Here is a 15,141-nt window from a genome sequence, read left to right on the forward strand (position 1 = left end):
ATCTGATCAGGCGTCGCCGAGCACAGCGCTGAGGAACTGCTGGGTGCGCTGGTGGCTGGGGTCCGAGAAGATCTTCTCCGGCGCCCCCTCTTCGATGACGCGGCCGCCGTCGAACATCATCACCTTATGGGAGACGTCGCGGGCGAAGCTCATCTCATGCGTCACGATCAGCATGGTCACATTGGTGGTGTCCGCGACGTTGCGCAGGATGTTGAGCACGTCTCCGACGACCTCGGGGTCCAGTGCGGAGGTGACCTCGTCGAGCAGCAGGATCTCCGGGTCCATGGCCAGCGCCCGGGCGATGGCGACGCGCTGCTGCTGTCCACCCGAGAGGCTCAGCGGGTGCTGGTCGGCCTTGTCGGGCAGGCCGACCTGTTCCAGCAGCGAATGTGCTTTCGCGGTGGCCTCGGCCTTGGACTGGCCCAGCACGTAGATGGGCGCCTCGATGATGTTCTCCAGCACGGTCATGTTGGGGAACAGGTTGAACTGCTGGAACACCATCCCGATCCGGGTGCGCAGCTTCTTCTGCTCCTTGGAGGAGACGGCGACGCGCTTGCCGTCCTTCTCCCGGTGGGTCAGCGGCTCGCCGTCGACGAAGATGTACCCGCCCGTGAGCTCCTCGAGTGTCATCACCAGGCGCAGGATGGTGGTCTTTCCTGAACCGGAGGGACCGATCAGGGTCACCCGTTCTCCGCGCCGGACCGAGAAGTTCAGGTCTTTGAGCACGATGTTGTCCCCGAAGCTCTTCTGAACATCGACGAACTCGATGACCGGGACCTCGGGGTCAGTTGGCGTAGGCAAGTCGCTTCTCCAGACGGTTGATCAGCAGTGCAGTGGGGTAGCTGGCGGCGAGGAAGATCAGGCCGGCGATGGTGATCGCCTCGGTGTAGCGGAAGGTCTGGGCGCCGATGGTCTGCGCGACCCGGACCATCTCTGCCACCGAGATCACGAAGAGGAACGGAGTGTCCTTGAACATCGAGATCGCGTAGTTGCCCAGCGAGGGGATGGTGGAGCGCAGCGCCTGCGGGATGACCACGCGGCGCCAGGTCCGCCCGGCGCTCATCGAGAGCGCCTTGGTGGCCTCCCACTGACCCTTCGGCACCGAATCGATGCCGGCCCGGTAGACCTCCGACATGTAGGTCGCGTAGTGGATGCCGAACACGATGAAGCCTATGGTCAGCGGATCCATCCAGGTGAAGCCGTAGTAGAGGACCAGCAGCTGGACCACCAGCGGGGTCATCCGGATGAAGTTGGCCGCCCAGCGCAGGACGAAGGCGAGCGGGCGGGGGAGCACGCGCAGCAGGATGGCGATGACCAGGCCCAGAAGCGCCGCGATCACCGTGCCCACGACGGTCACCAGGAGGGTGACCTCGATGAATGCACGCAGGATCGCCGGAAAGATCTCGATGGCGAAGTCCCAGTTCCAGACGTTGCCGGTGGACCCTGTGGCGGGGGCCGGGTCTGCGGTGAATGGCATGACGGGGATCATGAGGCACCTCCCGGCTGGATGCCGGAGGTGGGCACCTTGGGTGCGGGGGAGAGGATCTCCCGCATGCTGAGCCCCTGGCCGAGTCGATGCTTGGCGCGAATCTCAAGCAGCCGCATCCCCTGGGTGAGCGCCAGCGCGAAGGCGAAGTATCCGATGAGACCGACGAAGGCGTAGGAGAACCAGGCGCTGGTCACGCGGCGCAGCTGATCCAGCTCGAAGTTGAAGTCATTGAGGCCGACGATGTAGACGATGGCCGAACCTTTCAGCAGGTGCACCAGCAGGTTGGCCAGTGAAGGGATCATCAGCGCCCAGGCCTGCGGGAAGATGACCCGGCGGATCTTATGGGTCCAGGACATGGAGAGCGCCACGGTGGCCTCCCACTGCCCGCTCGCCACGGAGGTCATCGAGGCGCGGACCGCTTCGGCGCCGTAGGCGCCGTAGTTCACGCCGAGCGCGATCACACCGACGGTGAAGGGGCTCTCCAGGGTCAGCCCGAAGAGGGGCAGCACGTAGTACACCCAGAACAGCTGCACCAGCAGCGAGGTGCCGCGGAAGAACTCGATGATGATGCGGGCGGGGGTGCGCAGCCACCATTTGGGGCTGCCGCCCATCAGGCCGAGGATCACGGCGATGACGAAGGCAAGGGCTGCACCGAGAAGGGTGAGCTGCACGGTGAGCAGGAATCCATCCCAGAGTCGGGGCCCGAAGTTCTGCAGCGACTCGAAGTTCTGCTGCTGTTGTTCTAACCAGTCCACGGTAGGAGGTGGTTCCTCTCTGCTGGAGGTCGTGTCACCGAAGTGGTGTCACCGAAGCGGGGGGGGGGGGGGGGGGGGGGGGGGGCCCCCCGGGGGGGGGGTTTGGAGAAGAGGCGGGGTGGGTTGGTGATAGGGTTGTTGTGGGGGGGGGGACCCGGTGGTGTTGCCACGCCTGGGGTGGTCGGCCCTGTTGCAGGGCCGACCACCGTGGGGTGTATGAGACTCTCAGCTCAGTCTTCGATGTCCTGGAGTGCTTCCAGGTCGCCTTCGCAGAGTGCCTCGGCGGTCAGGTCGGCGGGCGGGACCTCTGCCTCGGTGAAGCCGTATTCGCCGATGATCTCCAGCAGCTCGCCGCTCTCCTTGAGCTCTGCGAGGTGCTCGTTGTATTCCTCGAGAAGCTCCGAGCCCTGTGGGAAGACGGTGGAGCCGGCGCCGTACTGCATGACGCCGTCCATGTCGTGGACGAAGCCCTCGGTGACCTCGACGCCGTCCATCTCACCGGCCATCTCGCTCAGCGAGATCGCGGTCAGGGCGAACACGTCCGCGCGACCACCGGTGACCATGTCCACGCCGTCGTCCGCGGTGCCCACGCCTTCAGCGTCGATGCCCAGGGCGTCGACGTAGCCGGCTTCGACGCCGGAGGACAGGGTGGCCAGCGTGATGTCCTCGCCGGATTCAATCGCCTCGGCGACGTCGTTGAGATCTTCCACGCCGTAGGGGTTGCCCTCTTCCACCAGCAGTGCGGTGGTGTACATGATCTCGGGCTCGGCGAAGGCAGCCTCTTCACAACGCTCGGGAAGAATGGACATGCCCGCGGAGACGGCCTCGTAGCGATCCGCGTTGAGGCCCGGTATGAGGCTGTCCCAGTCGGTGACCTCGGCCTCGATCGTGTAGCCCATCTCGCCGAAGATCTCCTCGGCCAGGGCGATCGTCGCGCCTTCGGGCTCCGCGTCGTCATTGAGATACGAATAGGGCTCTTCGCCGGCGATGGCGACGGTGATGACGTCCTCGCCGCCGCCTTCGGCTTCGCCGTTCTCGGCCTCATCATCGCCGCCCCCACAGGCGGTCAGAACCAGCAGTGCGGCGGCGCTCACGGCGCCTGCGCGGACTGCCATGGAAGTCTTGTTCCTCATCAGTGCTTACCTCATCCTCTGGTGTGCGTCTGGTGCGAGTCAGTCCGGCACCATGCTGCAAAACAGCACAGAACCGCCCTGTCCCAATACGCTAGACCGGTAAAGAGGATTTGGAAACTGATTTCTTGCCAGACGACCACGCTCGGCGGCTTTCAGCGGACCGTGGAATGGTCGGAAGAATCCCTCACGGTGATCCGCTGATGACCCGCGCTTCCCAGACGTGACTAGGACAACAGGGCAGACGAAAACGAACGGAAATACGACGGCGAAGAAACCTGGGTATTACCTGATCACGCTTGCATAACTATCTGGATACGGGGTGTCGGACCCAGGTCAGGACATCACGGTGCGGCCTTCGAAGGCCCGCCCGAGGGTGACGTCATCGGCGTATTCCAGGTCTCCGCCCACCGGAAGCCCCGAGGCCAGACGGGTGAGCTTGATGCCGACGGAGCCGAGCATCCGGTAGAGATACGTGGCGGTCGCCTCGCCTTCGAGGTTCGGGTCGGTGGCCACGATGACCTCGGTGATGGTGTCATCGGAGAGCCTGCTGAGCAGCTCGCGGATGTGCAGCTGGTCGGGGCCGATCCCGGCGATCGGATTGATGGAGCCGCCCAGCACGTGATACTTCCCGCGGAAGGACCGGGTGCGTTCGATCGCCATGACGTCCTTGGACTCTTCGACCACGCAGAGCAGGCTGGGATCGCGTCGGCTGTCCTGGCAGATCCGGCAGGTGGTCTCCTCGGAGACGTTGAAGCAGATCGCGCAGAACTTGACCTTCTCCTTGACCGTGGTGATCGCATCGGCCAGGCGCTTCATGTCCTCGCCGTCGGCCTCGAGGATGTGGAAGGCCACGCGCTGCGCCGACTTCGGACCGATGCCGGGAAGTCGCCCGAGTTCGTCGATCAGATCTTGGACTGCGCCTTCATACACGGTGTGGACGAGCCTTCCTTCAGGGGTGGAGATTCAGTCTAACCGGGCTCACTCGTTGAGTCGGCGTTCCTCCAGCAGGGTGGCTCCCAGGTGCTTCTCGAAGGCCTTGCGTCCGAAGACGCCGGAGTGCTCCAGCGGGACATCATCCTCACTGGCCACATCCTCCGGCTCAGCCTGAGCCCACGACGGCGGCGCGCTCTGGTCGTAGTCGCTCGGCGGGCCTGAGTCCCAGGCCGGGTCCGGGGGTGGAGCCGGCTGTGAGGGGTGGTCAGCAGGGGGTTCGGACGGCGGAGCCGACGGTGATCCGCCCCCGCCGCGCTGGGCCAGCCGACGGCGGATCTCCGCCGCACGACTGGGAGCACCCCCGCCGGGCGGGCCGGCGGTGCTCCCTGCGGCGGTGTGCTGCGCTGGCGCGCTGTCCTGTGCTGCTGCGCTGTCCTGCGGGTCGGCGCGCGAAGAGACTGTGCCAGGGGAGGCGTCCCCCGCTGCGAGCACGTCAGCCGGGGCGGTCCAGCGTGGGCCGGTTCCGGCGCGGCGGGCGAAGGCCGGGACAGGTGTCTTCTCGGCGAGGGGCCGATAGGCGTCTCCGGCGTCGGGCTTCAGCGCCGACGCGTCGCTGCTCAGGTGCGCAGCCGCTTCGGGGGAGACCGCGGAAGACGCAGCTGCGCGGGAGTCGGCCGCGGCTGATTCCTCGGGGTCGTTGGAATCGGGGTCGGTCGGGTCAAGATCGGCCGCATCGGGGTCGCTGGACCCGGCGGCTGTGTTGAGATCGGCGGAGGCGTTGGATTCGGCGGGGTGCTCAGAGGGCTGGTCTGCCGGCTGTTCCGGCGGGGCCTCGGCGAACCCGGGGTCGTAGGGCTCGGGCGGCTCCTCCTGGACCCAGGCAGGGGTGTCATCCCCAGGCTGGGCCTCCTGTGGAGCGGCCGCCGGGCTCAGCCGGCGGTCAGCTTTTGGGCCCCCACCACCGCCTGCTGAGGATTTGCCTCCGGTGACGAGCTTGAAGCGTACCTTCATGCCCAGCACGTCTTCGATCGCGGCGTTCATCGCCTGCTCGCCGTTGCGGTTGGCGAACGTGGTCCGTGCGCCCTCATTGGCGAAATCGAGGCTCAGGGCCTGCCCGTCGAAGCCGCCGACGCTCACATTGCCCTTGACCAGCATCCACAGCATGCGCGACTGGGACTTCAGCGAATCCACGATGTCGGGCCACGCCCGGCGCATCATCTCGTCCGTGGACCCTCCCGCAGCTGATGCGGGCGGCGACGCCGCAGCAGGTTCGCCAGCACCCGAGGGGGTCGGTGTCGCGGCCGGCGAGGCCGCAGGCTGGCGATCATGCGGCTGAGATGCTTCTGGCCGAGGCCCTTCCGACTGAGGCGTGTCCGACTGACGCGTGTCTCCGGCAGGCGGGCCCGCCTGCCGCCCGGGGGGTGCGGCTGCGGGGCGAGGATCGGAGGCCGCTGCGCTCTGCGCGGGGGCGGCCCACTTCGGATCGGCCGGGGCCTGCGGCTCAGCACGATCTTTCGACCCTGAGCCGGCGTCCGGCGCTGAGCTTGCGTCCGGCGTCGAGCTGGCTGCGGTCGAGCTGGCGCTGCCGCTCTGACTCGGGGCGTCGCCGGCGTCGTCGCCGGCTGTGTCCGCCTCGGCGTCGGGCGTCACGCCGGCTCCGGCGGCGAAGTCGAGCCGACGTTCGACGCGTTCGAGCCGTGCGGCCACCGAGGCGTGGCCCTGCTCGGCATGGGGCAGCAGCAGCCGAGCCATCAGCAGTTCGAGGTGCAGCCGCGGGGAGGTGGCGCCGACCATGTCGGTGAGCGCCTGGGCGCTGATGTCGGCCGCCCGCGAGAGTTCTGCGGAGCCGAGCTGGCCGGCCTGGGTCTGCATCGAACGGATCTGGTCCTCGGGGACCCCGCGCAGGATCGCGCCGGGGTTCTCCGGCACCGACTTCACCACGATCAGATCGCGCAGCCGTTCCAGCAGGTCCTCGACGAATCGTCGGGGGTCCTGCCCCGACTGGACCACTCGATCCACCACCGAGAAGGCGGTGGCACCGTCGAGCGCCGCCACGGACTGCACGACCTCGTCGAGCATGGTGGCGTGGGTGAAGCCCAGCAGCGCCGTCGCCCGGTCATAGTCCAGGGTGCGCTCGGCGGAACCGGCGATCAGCTGGTCCAGCACGGAGAGGGTGTCGCGCACCGAGCCGCCGCCGGCGCGGATCACCAGGGGCAGCACGCCGGGGGCGACGGTGACACCTTCCTGGTCGCAGAGCCGGTGCAGGTACTCCATCAGCGGCTCGGGCGGGACCAGTCGGAACGGGTAGTGGTGGGTGCGCGAGCGGATGGTCCCGATGACCTTGTCCGGCTCGGTGGTCGCGAAGATGAACTTGATGTGCTCCGGGGGCTCTTCGACGATCTTCAGCAGCGCATTGAAGCCCGCGGCGGTGACCATATGGGCCTCATCGATGATGAAGATCTTGTAGCGGTCGCGCACCGGTGCGAAGGTCGCGCGTTCGCGCAGATCACGGGCGTCATCGACGCCGCCATGGCTGGCGGCGTCGATCTCGATGACGTCCAGGGAGCCAGAGCCTCCCGTGGCGAGGTCCAGACAGGAGTCGCAGGTCCCGCAGGGGGTCCCGGTCGGGCCCTGTGCACAGTTCAGGCAGCGGGCCAGGATGCGGGCGGAGGTGGTCTTGCCACAGCCGCGCGGACCGGAGAAGAGGTAGGCGTGGGAGACCGCGTCCTTGCCCAGGGCCGTCATCAATGGTTCGGTGACGTGCTCCTGCCCGATCACATCGGCGAAGGAGTCGGGACGATAGCGGCGATACAGGGCGGTGCTCACAGTGTGAAACCTTATCTGCTTGCTAGGACATGCGCATGCGGTCGGAGTCCTGATCTGAGCCGAGGTCCGGCACGCCGCCCCCAGCGCGCCCCGCGCGAGCGTCGGGATCGCGCTTCCGAGCGGCGAGGCGGGCGGTCACTCGCTGATTGCCCGGGACGATGTAGAGCCAGCTGGTCCATGGCCGCAGCCACACCACGACCAGGCTCAGCAGCAGCCCGCCCACCGTGCTGATCGCGACATGGAGCACCGGGTCCACGCCGACCTCGCTGAGTCCGCGGTGGATCAGGATGATGATCGGGAAGTGACAGACGTAGACCACGATGGAGTTGCGTCCGACCCATTGCAGAAAGCTGTTGACCTTGCCGGCGGGTATTCGCGGCGCCACCCACAGGATGACCGCGATGCCGATCACGGCGGTGGGGGCCGCATAGAGGCTGCCCGCCCGGAACTCGCGGCTCTCCAGCCCGTGATGGGCCAGCAGGGCCATCACCACGCCGAGCGCCGCGATCAGCAGCCAGGGTGCGGTGGCCCAGCGCTGCAGGATCCGCGCGCAGGCCGCACCGAGGAAGAAGAAGGCCCCGTAGTAGAGCGTGCGGGTGACCAGCGAGTTGTCCACCTCGGTGAAATGCCGGGTGACGACCATGACCACGAACACGACTACGGCCAGTCCACTCAGCAGCTGCGGCCGGGACACCAGCGGCTTGAGCAGCATCCCGAAGATGTAGCAGAGCGTCAGCGCCATCAGGAACCAGAGATAGTCACCCGTCAGCCAGTACTGCAGCCTGCCGGGCCCGCCGCGGTAGATCAGCACGCCGAATCCGACCAGCCAGATCATCAGCGGCCAGATGATGCCGGCGAACTTCCCCCAGAGGTAGGCGGCTGAGGATTTTGTCAGCGAGCGCGGCAGCAGGGTTCCAGAGAGGAACATCAGCAGCGGCATCCGGAACGGCTCGAGGTAGAGGTTCAGCTGGATCCACTGATCCACGCCGAGCCCGTTGGCCCGAGGAATGTCGGATCCGTGGAGCACCACCACCAGCAGCACGGCGACGCCGCGCAGCAGATCCATCCACCGCATGCGAGGGGAGGTGTCAGTCAGTGGCTGGGACATGGTCCTGGGAACGGATCTCTCGTGAGGGGCCGGGTGCTGCATCGCCGCACCCTGGCGCGAGGAGACGGTGATTTCACTGTAACGGACGACGTTCGCACTGATCACCCCACTGACCAACCGTTCGGTCATTAATTCTGGTACATTAGCGCTCATGCCAGTGACCTGAGTCACAGGCACAACCCAGGAATCACTCGTGCGTCACCTGACGTGTTCAGCCTTTGGAGCAGATATGAGCCAGACCACCTATCTCAGCAGCGAGGGGCATGACCTGACTCGTGAAGAGAAGAAGGTCCTTGCGGGAACCCTCGTCGGCACCACCATCGAGTGGTACGACTTCTTCATCTATGCGCAGGCCGCTGGCTTCGTGCTGGCGGTGCTGTACTTCGAGCCGCTCGGCGAGGACAACGCCGCGCTGGCGCAGATCGTCGCCTGGGCCTCGGTCGGCATCTCCTTCCTCTTCCGCCCGCTCGGCGCGATCCTTGCCGGCATGGTCGGTGATCGGTACGGCCGCAAGGTGGTCCTGGTCATCACGTTGATGGGCATGGGTGGAGCCACCGTGCTCATCGGCCTGCTGCCCACCTATGCGAGCTGGGGCATCCTGGCGCCGGTCCTGCTCATCGTGCTTCGCGTGCTGCAGGGCCTCTCGGCCGGCGGCGAATGGGGCGGCGCGGCACTGCTCGCCGTCGAACACGCCCCCCGGCACAAGCGCGGACTCTTCGGCGCATACCCGCAGATCGGCGTCCCGCTGGGCATGCTGCTGGCCACCGGATTCATGTTCGCGCTCAACGCCATGACCACCGAGGAGCAGTTCCTCGAGTGGGGCTGGCGCGTGCCGTTCCTCTTCTCCTTCGTGCTGATCATCGTGGGCTTCCTCATCCGGCTCAAGGTCGACGAGTCCCCGGTCTTCCTGGAGATGAAGGAGCGCAAGAAGGAATCTTCGGCCCCGCTCAAGGAGCTGGTGACCACGCACAAGAAGTACACCTTCCTTGCCGCGCTGATCTTCGCCGCGAACAACGCCGCGGGCTATCTGGTGATCGCCTTCTTCGCCGCGTACGGCGTGAACACGCTGGGCATGGATCGCAACGACACTCTGATCGCCTCGCTGATCGGCGGCGTCGGCTGGTTCATCTTCACGCTCTTCGGCGGTTGGATCTCCGACCGCATCGGACGCGTCAAGACCTTCCAGATCGGCTACGGCATCATCATCGTCTGGGCGATCCCGATGTGGTTCCTGCTCGACACCGCATCGCTGCCGCTCTTCGCCCTGGCGATCTTCATCCTGACCATCGGTCTCGGCCCGTCCTACGGTCCGCAGTCGGCGCTCTACGCCGAGATGTTCCCGGTCAACATCCGCTTCTCCGGGGTGTCGATCGGCTACGCCCTGGGCTCGATCATCGGCGGCGCCTTCGCGGCCACCATCGCGCAGACGATCCTGAACACCACCGGACAGTCCTGGCTGATCGGCCTCTACATCGCGATCCTGGCGATCATCTCCTTCATCGCCGTCTCGATGGTTCCGAAGAAGCTCCAGGGGATCAATCTCAACGACGACAGCGAGCGCGAGGAATTCTCGGTCATGCCGGGATCGCGCTGACCTGCTGACTTATCAACCTGGAGCGGATAATCTCTGTTCCACACCGCGGAGACGCGGTGATCACTCGCAGCACCAGCAGCACCAGCAGCACCAGCAGTACCAGCAGCACCAGCAGCACCTGAATCACGCACAGCATCACACCGGTGAACCCCACCGGTGAATGACGCACCAAGATGAGGAGCAACTATGCGATCACGCAGCACAACCATGAGGCTCTCCGCGGCGGTTGCCGCCACGGCACTGATGCTCACCGCCTGCGGCGGGGACACCGAGGGCGAAGACACCGAGGGCGAGGCCGGCGAAGAAGCCGGCAGCTACTCGATCGGCATCACCCAGATCGTCGCCCACCCGTCCCTCGACGAGGCGCGCGACGGCTTCAAGGCGGCCTTCGAGGACGCAGGCGCCGAGGTGGAATGGGATGAGCAGAACGCCCAGGGCGAGCAGGCCACCGCCAGCAACATCGCCGGCACCTTCGCCACTTCGGACATGGACCTGATCCATGCGATCGCCACCCCGACCTCTCAGGCCGCGGCCCAGGCGATCACCGACAAGCCGATCGTGTTCTCCGCGGTCACCGACCCCGAAGAAGCCGGCCTGGTGGATTCCTGGGAAGAGCCCGGCGGCAACATCACCGGCGCCTCAGACCTGAACCCGGTGATGGAGCAGTTCGAGCTGCTCCAGGAGATCGCACCCGACGTCGAGACCGTGGGGATCGTCTACTCCTCCGGCGAGACGAACTCCGCCGTGCAGGTGGAGCTCGCCCAGGAGGCCGCCGACGAGCTCGGCCTGGAGATCCAGGAGGCGACCGTCTCGAACTCCTCCGAGGTTCAGCAGGGTGTGGAGTCGCTCAACGTCGACGCGATCTGGGTCCCGACCGACAACGCTGTCGTCTCGGCGCTGGAGTCCGTGCTGCAGTACGGACAGCAGAACAGCATCCCGGTGATCGCCTCCGAGGGTGACTCGGTCATCCGCGGCTCGGTGGCCACCTACGGCATCAACTACGCCGCCCTCGGCCGCCAGGCCGGCGAGATGGCGCTGCGGATCCTCGAAGACGGTGAGGACCCGGCAACCATGGCGGTGGAGACTCAGGAGACTCTGGAGCTCATCGTCAACCCTGAGGCAGCCGAGGCCATGGGCGTCGAGCTGGACCAGGAGCTGCTTGACCGCGCCGACGTCGTCGTCGGCGAGGACGTCGAAGCCGAGGACCCCGCTGAGGCCGACGAGGCCGAGGGTGACGAGGACGCAGAAGACGAGGACACAGAAGAGGAAGAGGACGAGTAGACCCGCACGGGTGACTCGACTCGACCCCCTACGGCCGCCTCAGGCGGCTATGACTGACAGATGACCACCAGGCCGGGCGCCGGAACAGCCGCACCAGGCTGCACCGGCGCCCGTCGCCTGAGTGGACGTGGACCCGCCGACGGCCGTTGATCCGGCTGCGACGACAAATGAGGACACATGATCACAGCATTCGAGCTCGGGCTGATCTACGCGATCATGGCCCTGGGCGTGTACCTGACCTTCAGGATTCTTAACTTCCCCGACCTGACCGTCGACGGGTCCTTCACCTCCGGTGCGGCGACGGCGGCGATCCTGATCACCAACGAGGTGGACCCGTTCCTGGCCACCGCCGCGGCCTTCGTGGTCGGCAGCCTCGCCGGGATGATCACCGGCCTGCTGCACACCAAGGGCAACATCAACGGGCTGCTGGCAGGCATCCTCACGATGATCGGGCTGTACTCGATCAACCTGCGCATCATGGACGGGGCGAACGTGCCCCTGCTGGGCCAGGACACCGTCATCTCCATGATGCGCGGATTCACCGGCGTGGGCTGGACCTCGGTGGCCGTGCTCGCCGCCGTCGCGCTGATCTTCAAGCTGATCATGGACTGGTACCTGCAGACGGACAACGGGCTGGCCCTGCGTGCCACCGGTGACAACGAGCAGATGATCAGCTCCTTCGCGGTCAGCACCGACCGGCAGAAGATCATCGGACTCATGCTCTCCAACGGGCTGGTCGGCATCGCCGGCGCCGTCGTCGCCCAGCACCAGGGATTCGCCGACATCGGCATGGGCATCGGTCTGATCCTGGTCGGACTGGCCTCGGTGATCGTCGGCCAGGCCATCTTCGGCAGCCGCAGCGTCATCCAGGCCACCCTCGCCGTGATCCTCGGCGCCGTGGTCTACCGCCTGGCGATCCAGCTCGCGCTCAACGTCGGACTCAACCCCAACGACATGAAGCTGATGTCCGCGGTGCTCGTCGTCGCGGCCCTGCTGCTGCCCCAGTGGAAGGGCTTCTCGAAGCTGAGCCTGCGCCGCAAGGGCCCCTCGCCGCTGGCCGACGCCGCCGCCCCGCTGACCACCTCAGATGCGCACCTGTCCAAGACTTCGGCAGAGAAGGGAGCCTGACATGTTGAACATCGCCTCAGTCTCCAAGACGTTCTTCCCCAACACCGTCAACGAGCGCCGCGCGCTGGTGGACGTGAACCTGGAGCTCAAGGAGGGTGACTTCGTCACCGTCATCGGCTCCAACGGCGCGGGCAAGTCCACCCTGCTCAACACCGTGGCCGGACGCATCCACCAGGACACCGGCGTGGTCTCCCTCGACGGCACCGACGTCAGCAGGCTCAAGGAGCACCAGCGGGCCGCGCAGGTCGGCCGGGTCTTCCAGGACCCGATGGCAGGCACCGCCCCTAACCTCAGCATCGAGGAGAACCTCTCCCTGGCGGACCGCCGCGGGCGTCCGCGCGGGCTCTCCCGCGGGGTGACCAAGTCGAAGCGCGATCGCTTCGCCGAGGCGCTGAAGCAGCTCGAGCTGGGCCTGGAAGGACGGCTGAAGACCAAGGTCGGGCTGCTCTCCGGCGGTCAGCGCCAGGCGCTGAGCCTGCTCATGGCCACGTACTCCGACCCTCGCGTGCTGCTGCTCGATGAGCACACCGCGGCCCTGGACCCGCAGCGCGCGGAGCTCGTCACCCGGCTGACCAGGAGTGTGGTGGAGGACAAAGGTCTGACCACGCTGATGGTCACGCACAACATGGTGCAGGCGCTCGAGGTCGGCAACCGGCTGATCATGATGCACGAAGGCCGGATCATCCTCGACGTCGGCGCCGAGCAGAAGGCCCAGATGACCCCGCAGGACCTGCTCGCCGAGTTCGGCAAGCTCAAGGGTGCTGTGGTCGACGACAAGACGCTGCTGCAGTAGGGCGGCGCGCACACCGGATCGACCAGGCGCACACTGGGTCGACCAGGGACTGACACTGGGCTGAGGCCGGGCAGATGATGCTCAGCCTCAGCCCGGTGCTCGTTCCGGGCCCCTTCTTGGGATCAGCCGGCGCTCACTCGGCCCAGGGCGAGCTGCGGATGACCTCGACGAAGTCCCCGCGCTCGAAGCCGGGCATGAAATGGGCGAGCACATCGGCCTTCACGTTGCCGAAGGTGGTCTCCGGGCGGTCCTTGAGCCCCTCGGTGAACGCCGCGAGGATCTGATTCTTGAAGTCCGGCCGGGGATGGGCCTCGACGACGGCGGCCCGCTGCTCATCGGTGATCGCGTCATAGCCCAGGCCCAGCACGTCGAGCTCGACCCCACGGGTCACCAGCGCGACCTCCGGATCCATGTGAAGCGGGATCTCCGGGGTGGTGTGCAGCGCGATGCCGTTCCACACCTTCTGCGCGTCCTCCGCGGCGATGCCATGGCTGAGCAGGAAGCGGCGGGCCTCATCGGCGGCGTCGATCTCGAATCGCTGGTCGGTCCGCCGGTAGGTCTCGGTGAGCCCCAGATCGTGGAACATCGCGCCGATGTAGAGCAGCTCCGGGTCTGCGCTGGTGCCCAGCTCCTCGCCGCGCAGCGACCCGAAGAGGTAGACCCGGCGAGAGTGGTGGAAGACCAGCGGGGCGGCCACGTCGCGGACCAGCTCGGTCGCCTCGCGCGCCATCGTGGAGTCGGGAATGGTGATGCCTGCAATGATTTCGCTCATGTTCCCCATTGTGGACCAGGGTGGGGGTCGGCCGGGGATCATGCTGTGATTGACCACACAGTGCACTCATGGAAGAGTGACAGGTGAACGATCGGTCAGTTATTCCTGTGAAAGGCGCATGACGTGGCGATCAGCCCTGTATATCTTGTCTCCGGCACCCGCACTCCCGTCGGCCGCTACGGCGGCGCTCTGTCCTCGGTACGTCCCGATGACCTCGCCGCCCTGGTGGTGCGCCAGGTGGTCGAGGAATCCGGCATCGACCCGGCCCACGTCGACGAGGTCATCCTCGGCAACGCCAACGGCGCCGGGGAGGAGAACCGCAACGTCGCGCGGATGGCGTGGCTGCTCGCCGGCTTCCCGGACAGCGTTCCGGGCATCACCGTGAACCGGCTCTGCGCCTCCGGGATGAGCGCGATCTCCCAGGCCCAGCACATGATCGCCGCCGGAGCCGCCGACATCGTCGTCGCCGGGGGAGTCGAATCCATGTCCCGCGCCCCCTGGGTGATGGCCAAGCCCACCACCGCCTTCGGCAAGCCCGGAGAGGTGGTCGACACCTCCATCGGCTGGCGGTTCCCCAACCCCAAGTTCCAGGCCATCGAGAAGCGCACCTTCTCCATGCCCGAGACCGCCGAGGAGGTCGCCCGGGTCGAAGGCGTCACCCGTGAAGACGCCGACGCCTTCGCCGTCGAGTCCCAGCGCCGCGCGCTCGCCGCGATCGACGCCGGCCGGCTGGCCCGGGAGATCACCCCGGTCGAGGTCCCCGGACGCAAGGGCGCGATCACCGTGGTGGACACCGACGAGGGCCCCCGACGCGGGATCACCGCCGAGACCCTCGCCGGGCTTCGCCCCGTGGTCGCCGGCGGCTCCGTGGTCACCGCGGGCAACGCCTCCTCGCTCAACGACGGCGCCTCCGCGGTGATCGTCGCCTCCGAGGCCGCCGTGGAGAAGTACGGGCTGACCCCGCGGGCGCGCATCGCCGGCGGTGCCAGCGCAGGACTCGCGCCGGAGATCATGGGAATGGGCCCGGTCCCGGCCACGGCTAAGGCGCTGGACCGCGCCGGCTGGGGGATCGCGGACCTCGGCGCCGTGGAGCTCAACGAGGCCTTCGCCACCCAGTCCCTTGCCAGCATGCGCCGGCTCGGCCTGGACCCCGGAATGGTCAACGCCGACGGCGGAGCGATCGCGCTGGGCCACCCGCTGGGCTCCTCCGGCTGCCGGATCGTGCTGACCCTGGCCCGGCGGATGGAGGACGAAGGCGTGGCCCGCGGGCTCGCCACCATGTGCGTGGGCGTCGGCCAGGGCGCCGCGCTGCTGCTGGAGAAGGCCTGA

The 15,141-nt window shown here is 67.0% G+C and carries 14 protein-coding genes; 5 read left to right on the top strand and 9 right to left on the bottom strand.

Annotated features, from left to right (window positions below):
• Window positions 1-6: 6 nt before the first annotated feature.
• The 7 genes from LTH96_RS00985 to LTH96_RS01015 form a co-directional block, all read right to left on the bottom strand.
• Entirely contained in the window at window positions 7-801 is a 795-nt protein-coding gene (locus LTH96_RS00985) for an amino acid ABC transporter ATP-binding protein (RefSeq protein WP_241463747.1), read from the bottom strand.
• A complete protein-coding gene (ehuD, locus tag LTH96_RS00990) occupies window positions 785-1,477 on the bottom strand; it encodes an ectoine/hydroxyectoine ABC transporter permease subunit EhuD (protein ID WP_241463748.1) in 693 nt (230 codons plus the stop codon). Before ehuD ends, LTH96_RS00985 begins: the two co-directional genes overlap by 17 nt.
• A gap of 8 nt (window positions 1,478-1,485) precedes the next feature.
• Window positions 1,486-2,244 (bottom strand): amino acid ABC transporter permease, encoded by a 759-nt coding sequence (locus LTH96_RS00995; RefSeq protein ID WP_241463749.1) that lies wholly within the window; start codon window positions 2,242-2,244, stop codon window positions 1,486-1,488.
• 230 nt (window positions 2,245-2,474) lie between these two features.
• Window positions 2,475-3,377 carry a transporter substrate-binding domain-containing protein gene (locus tag LTH96_RS01000; RefSeq protein ID WP_241463750.1) on the bottom strand — a complete coding sequence of 301 codons (903 nt, stop codon included), beginning with the start codon at window positions 3,375-3,377 and terminating at the stop codon, window positions 2,475-2,477.
• A gap of 333 nt (window positions 3,378-3,710) precedes the next feature.
• Window positions 3,711-4,307 carry a recombination mediator RecR gene (gene recR, locus LTH96_RS01005; RefSeq protein ID WP_241463751.1) on the bottom strand — a complete coding sequence of 199 codons (597 nt, stop codon included), beginning with the start codon at window positions 4,305-4,307 and terminating at the stop codon, window positions 3,711-3,713.
• Window positions 4,308-4,355: 48 nt separating this feature from the next.
• Complete coding sequence (locus LTH96_RS01010; protein WP_241463752.1) at window positions 4,356-7,136, bottom strand: DNA polymerase III subunit gamma and tau; 2,781 nt, start codon at window positions 7,134-7,136, stop codon at window positions 4,356-4,358.
• A gap of 22 nt (window positions 7,137-7,158) precedes the next feature.
• Window positions 7,159-8,202: an acyltransferase family protein gene (locus LTH96_RS01015; protein ID WP_241463753.1), complete on the bottom strand. Its 1,044-nt coding sequence runs from the start codon at window positions 8,200-8,202 to the stop codon at window positions 7,159-7,161.
• A gap of 271 nt (window positions 8,203-8,473) precedes the next feature.
• Here LTH96_RS01015 and LTH96_RS01020 point away from each other — a divergent pair, with 271 nt between their 5' ends.
• The gene (locus LTH96_RS01020; protein ID WP_241463754.1) at window positions 8,474-9,838 is read left to right on the top strand and encodes an MFS transporter; all 1,365 of its coding nucleotides are present in this window, start codon (window positions 8,474-8,476) and stop codon (window positions 9,836-9,838) included.
• Here LTH96_RS01020 and LTH96_RS01025 read toward each other — a convergent pair.
• A complete protein-coding gene (locus LTH96_RS01025) occupies window positions 9,819-10,007 on the bottom strand; it encodes a hypothetical protein (RefSeq protein ID WP_241463755.1) in 189 nt (62 codons plus the stop codon). The two genes, LTH96_RS01020 and LTH96_RS01025, sit on opposite strands and share 20 nt — an antisense overlap.
• A 17-nt stretch (window positions 10,008-10,024) precedes the next feature.
• Between LTH96_RS01025 and LTH96_RS01030 the strand changes: the two genes are divergently transcribed.
• From LTH96_RS01030 to LTH96_RS01040, 3 genes are all read left to right on the top strand, one after another.
• On the top strand, window positions 10,025-11,119 hold the full coding sequence (locus LTH96_RS01030; RefSeq protein WP_241463756.1) for an ABC transporter substrate-binding protein: 1,095 nt from the start codon (window positions 10,025-10,027) through the stop codon (window positions 11,117-11,119).
• Window positions 11,120-11,296: 177 nt separating this feature from the next.
• Window positions 11,297-12,247 carry an ABC transporter permease gene (locus tag LTH96_RS01035; protein WP_241463757.1) on the top strand — a complete coding sequence of 317 codons (951 nt, stop codon included), beginning with the start codon at window positions 11,297-11,299 and terminating at the stop codon, window positions 12,245-12,247.
• A 1-nt stretch (window position 12,248) separates the two neighbouring features.
• The gene (locus LTH96_RS01040) at window positions 12,249-13,040 is read left to right on the top strand and encodes an ABC transporter ATP-binding protein (RefSeq protein WP_241463758.1); all 792 of its coding nucleotides are present in this window, start codon (window positions 12,249-12,251) and stop codon (window positions 13,038-13,040) included.
• Between the two features lie 133 nt (window positions 13,041-13,173).
• Here the strand turns inward: LTH96_RS01040 and LTH96_RS01045 are convergent, their stop codons facing one another.
• Entirely contained in the window at window positions 13,174-13,812 is a 639-nt protein-coding gene (locus tag LTH96_RS01045; RefSeq protein WP_241463759.1) for an HD domain-containing protein, read from the bottom strand.
• Window positions 13,813-13,935: 123 nt separating this feature from the next.
• Between LTH96_RS01045 and LTH96_RS01050 the strand changes: the two genes are divergently transcribed.
• Window positions 13,936-15,141 (top strand): acetyl-CoA C-acyltransferase, encoded by a 1,206-nt coding sequence (locus tag LTH96_RS01050; RefSeq protein ID WP_370642669.1) that lies wholly within the window; start codon window positions 13,936-13,938, stop codon window positions 15,139-15,141.

The organism is Nesterenkonia sp. LB17, from assembly GCF_022565915.1.
GTDB lineage: Bacteria > Actinomycetota > Actinomycetes > Actinomycetales > Micrococcaceae > Nesterenkonia.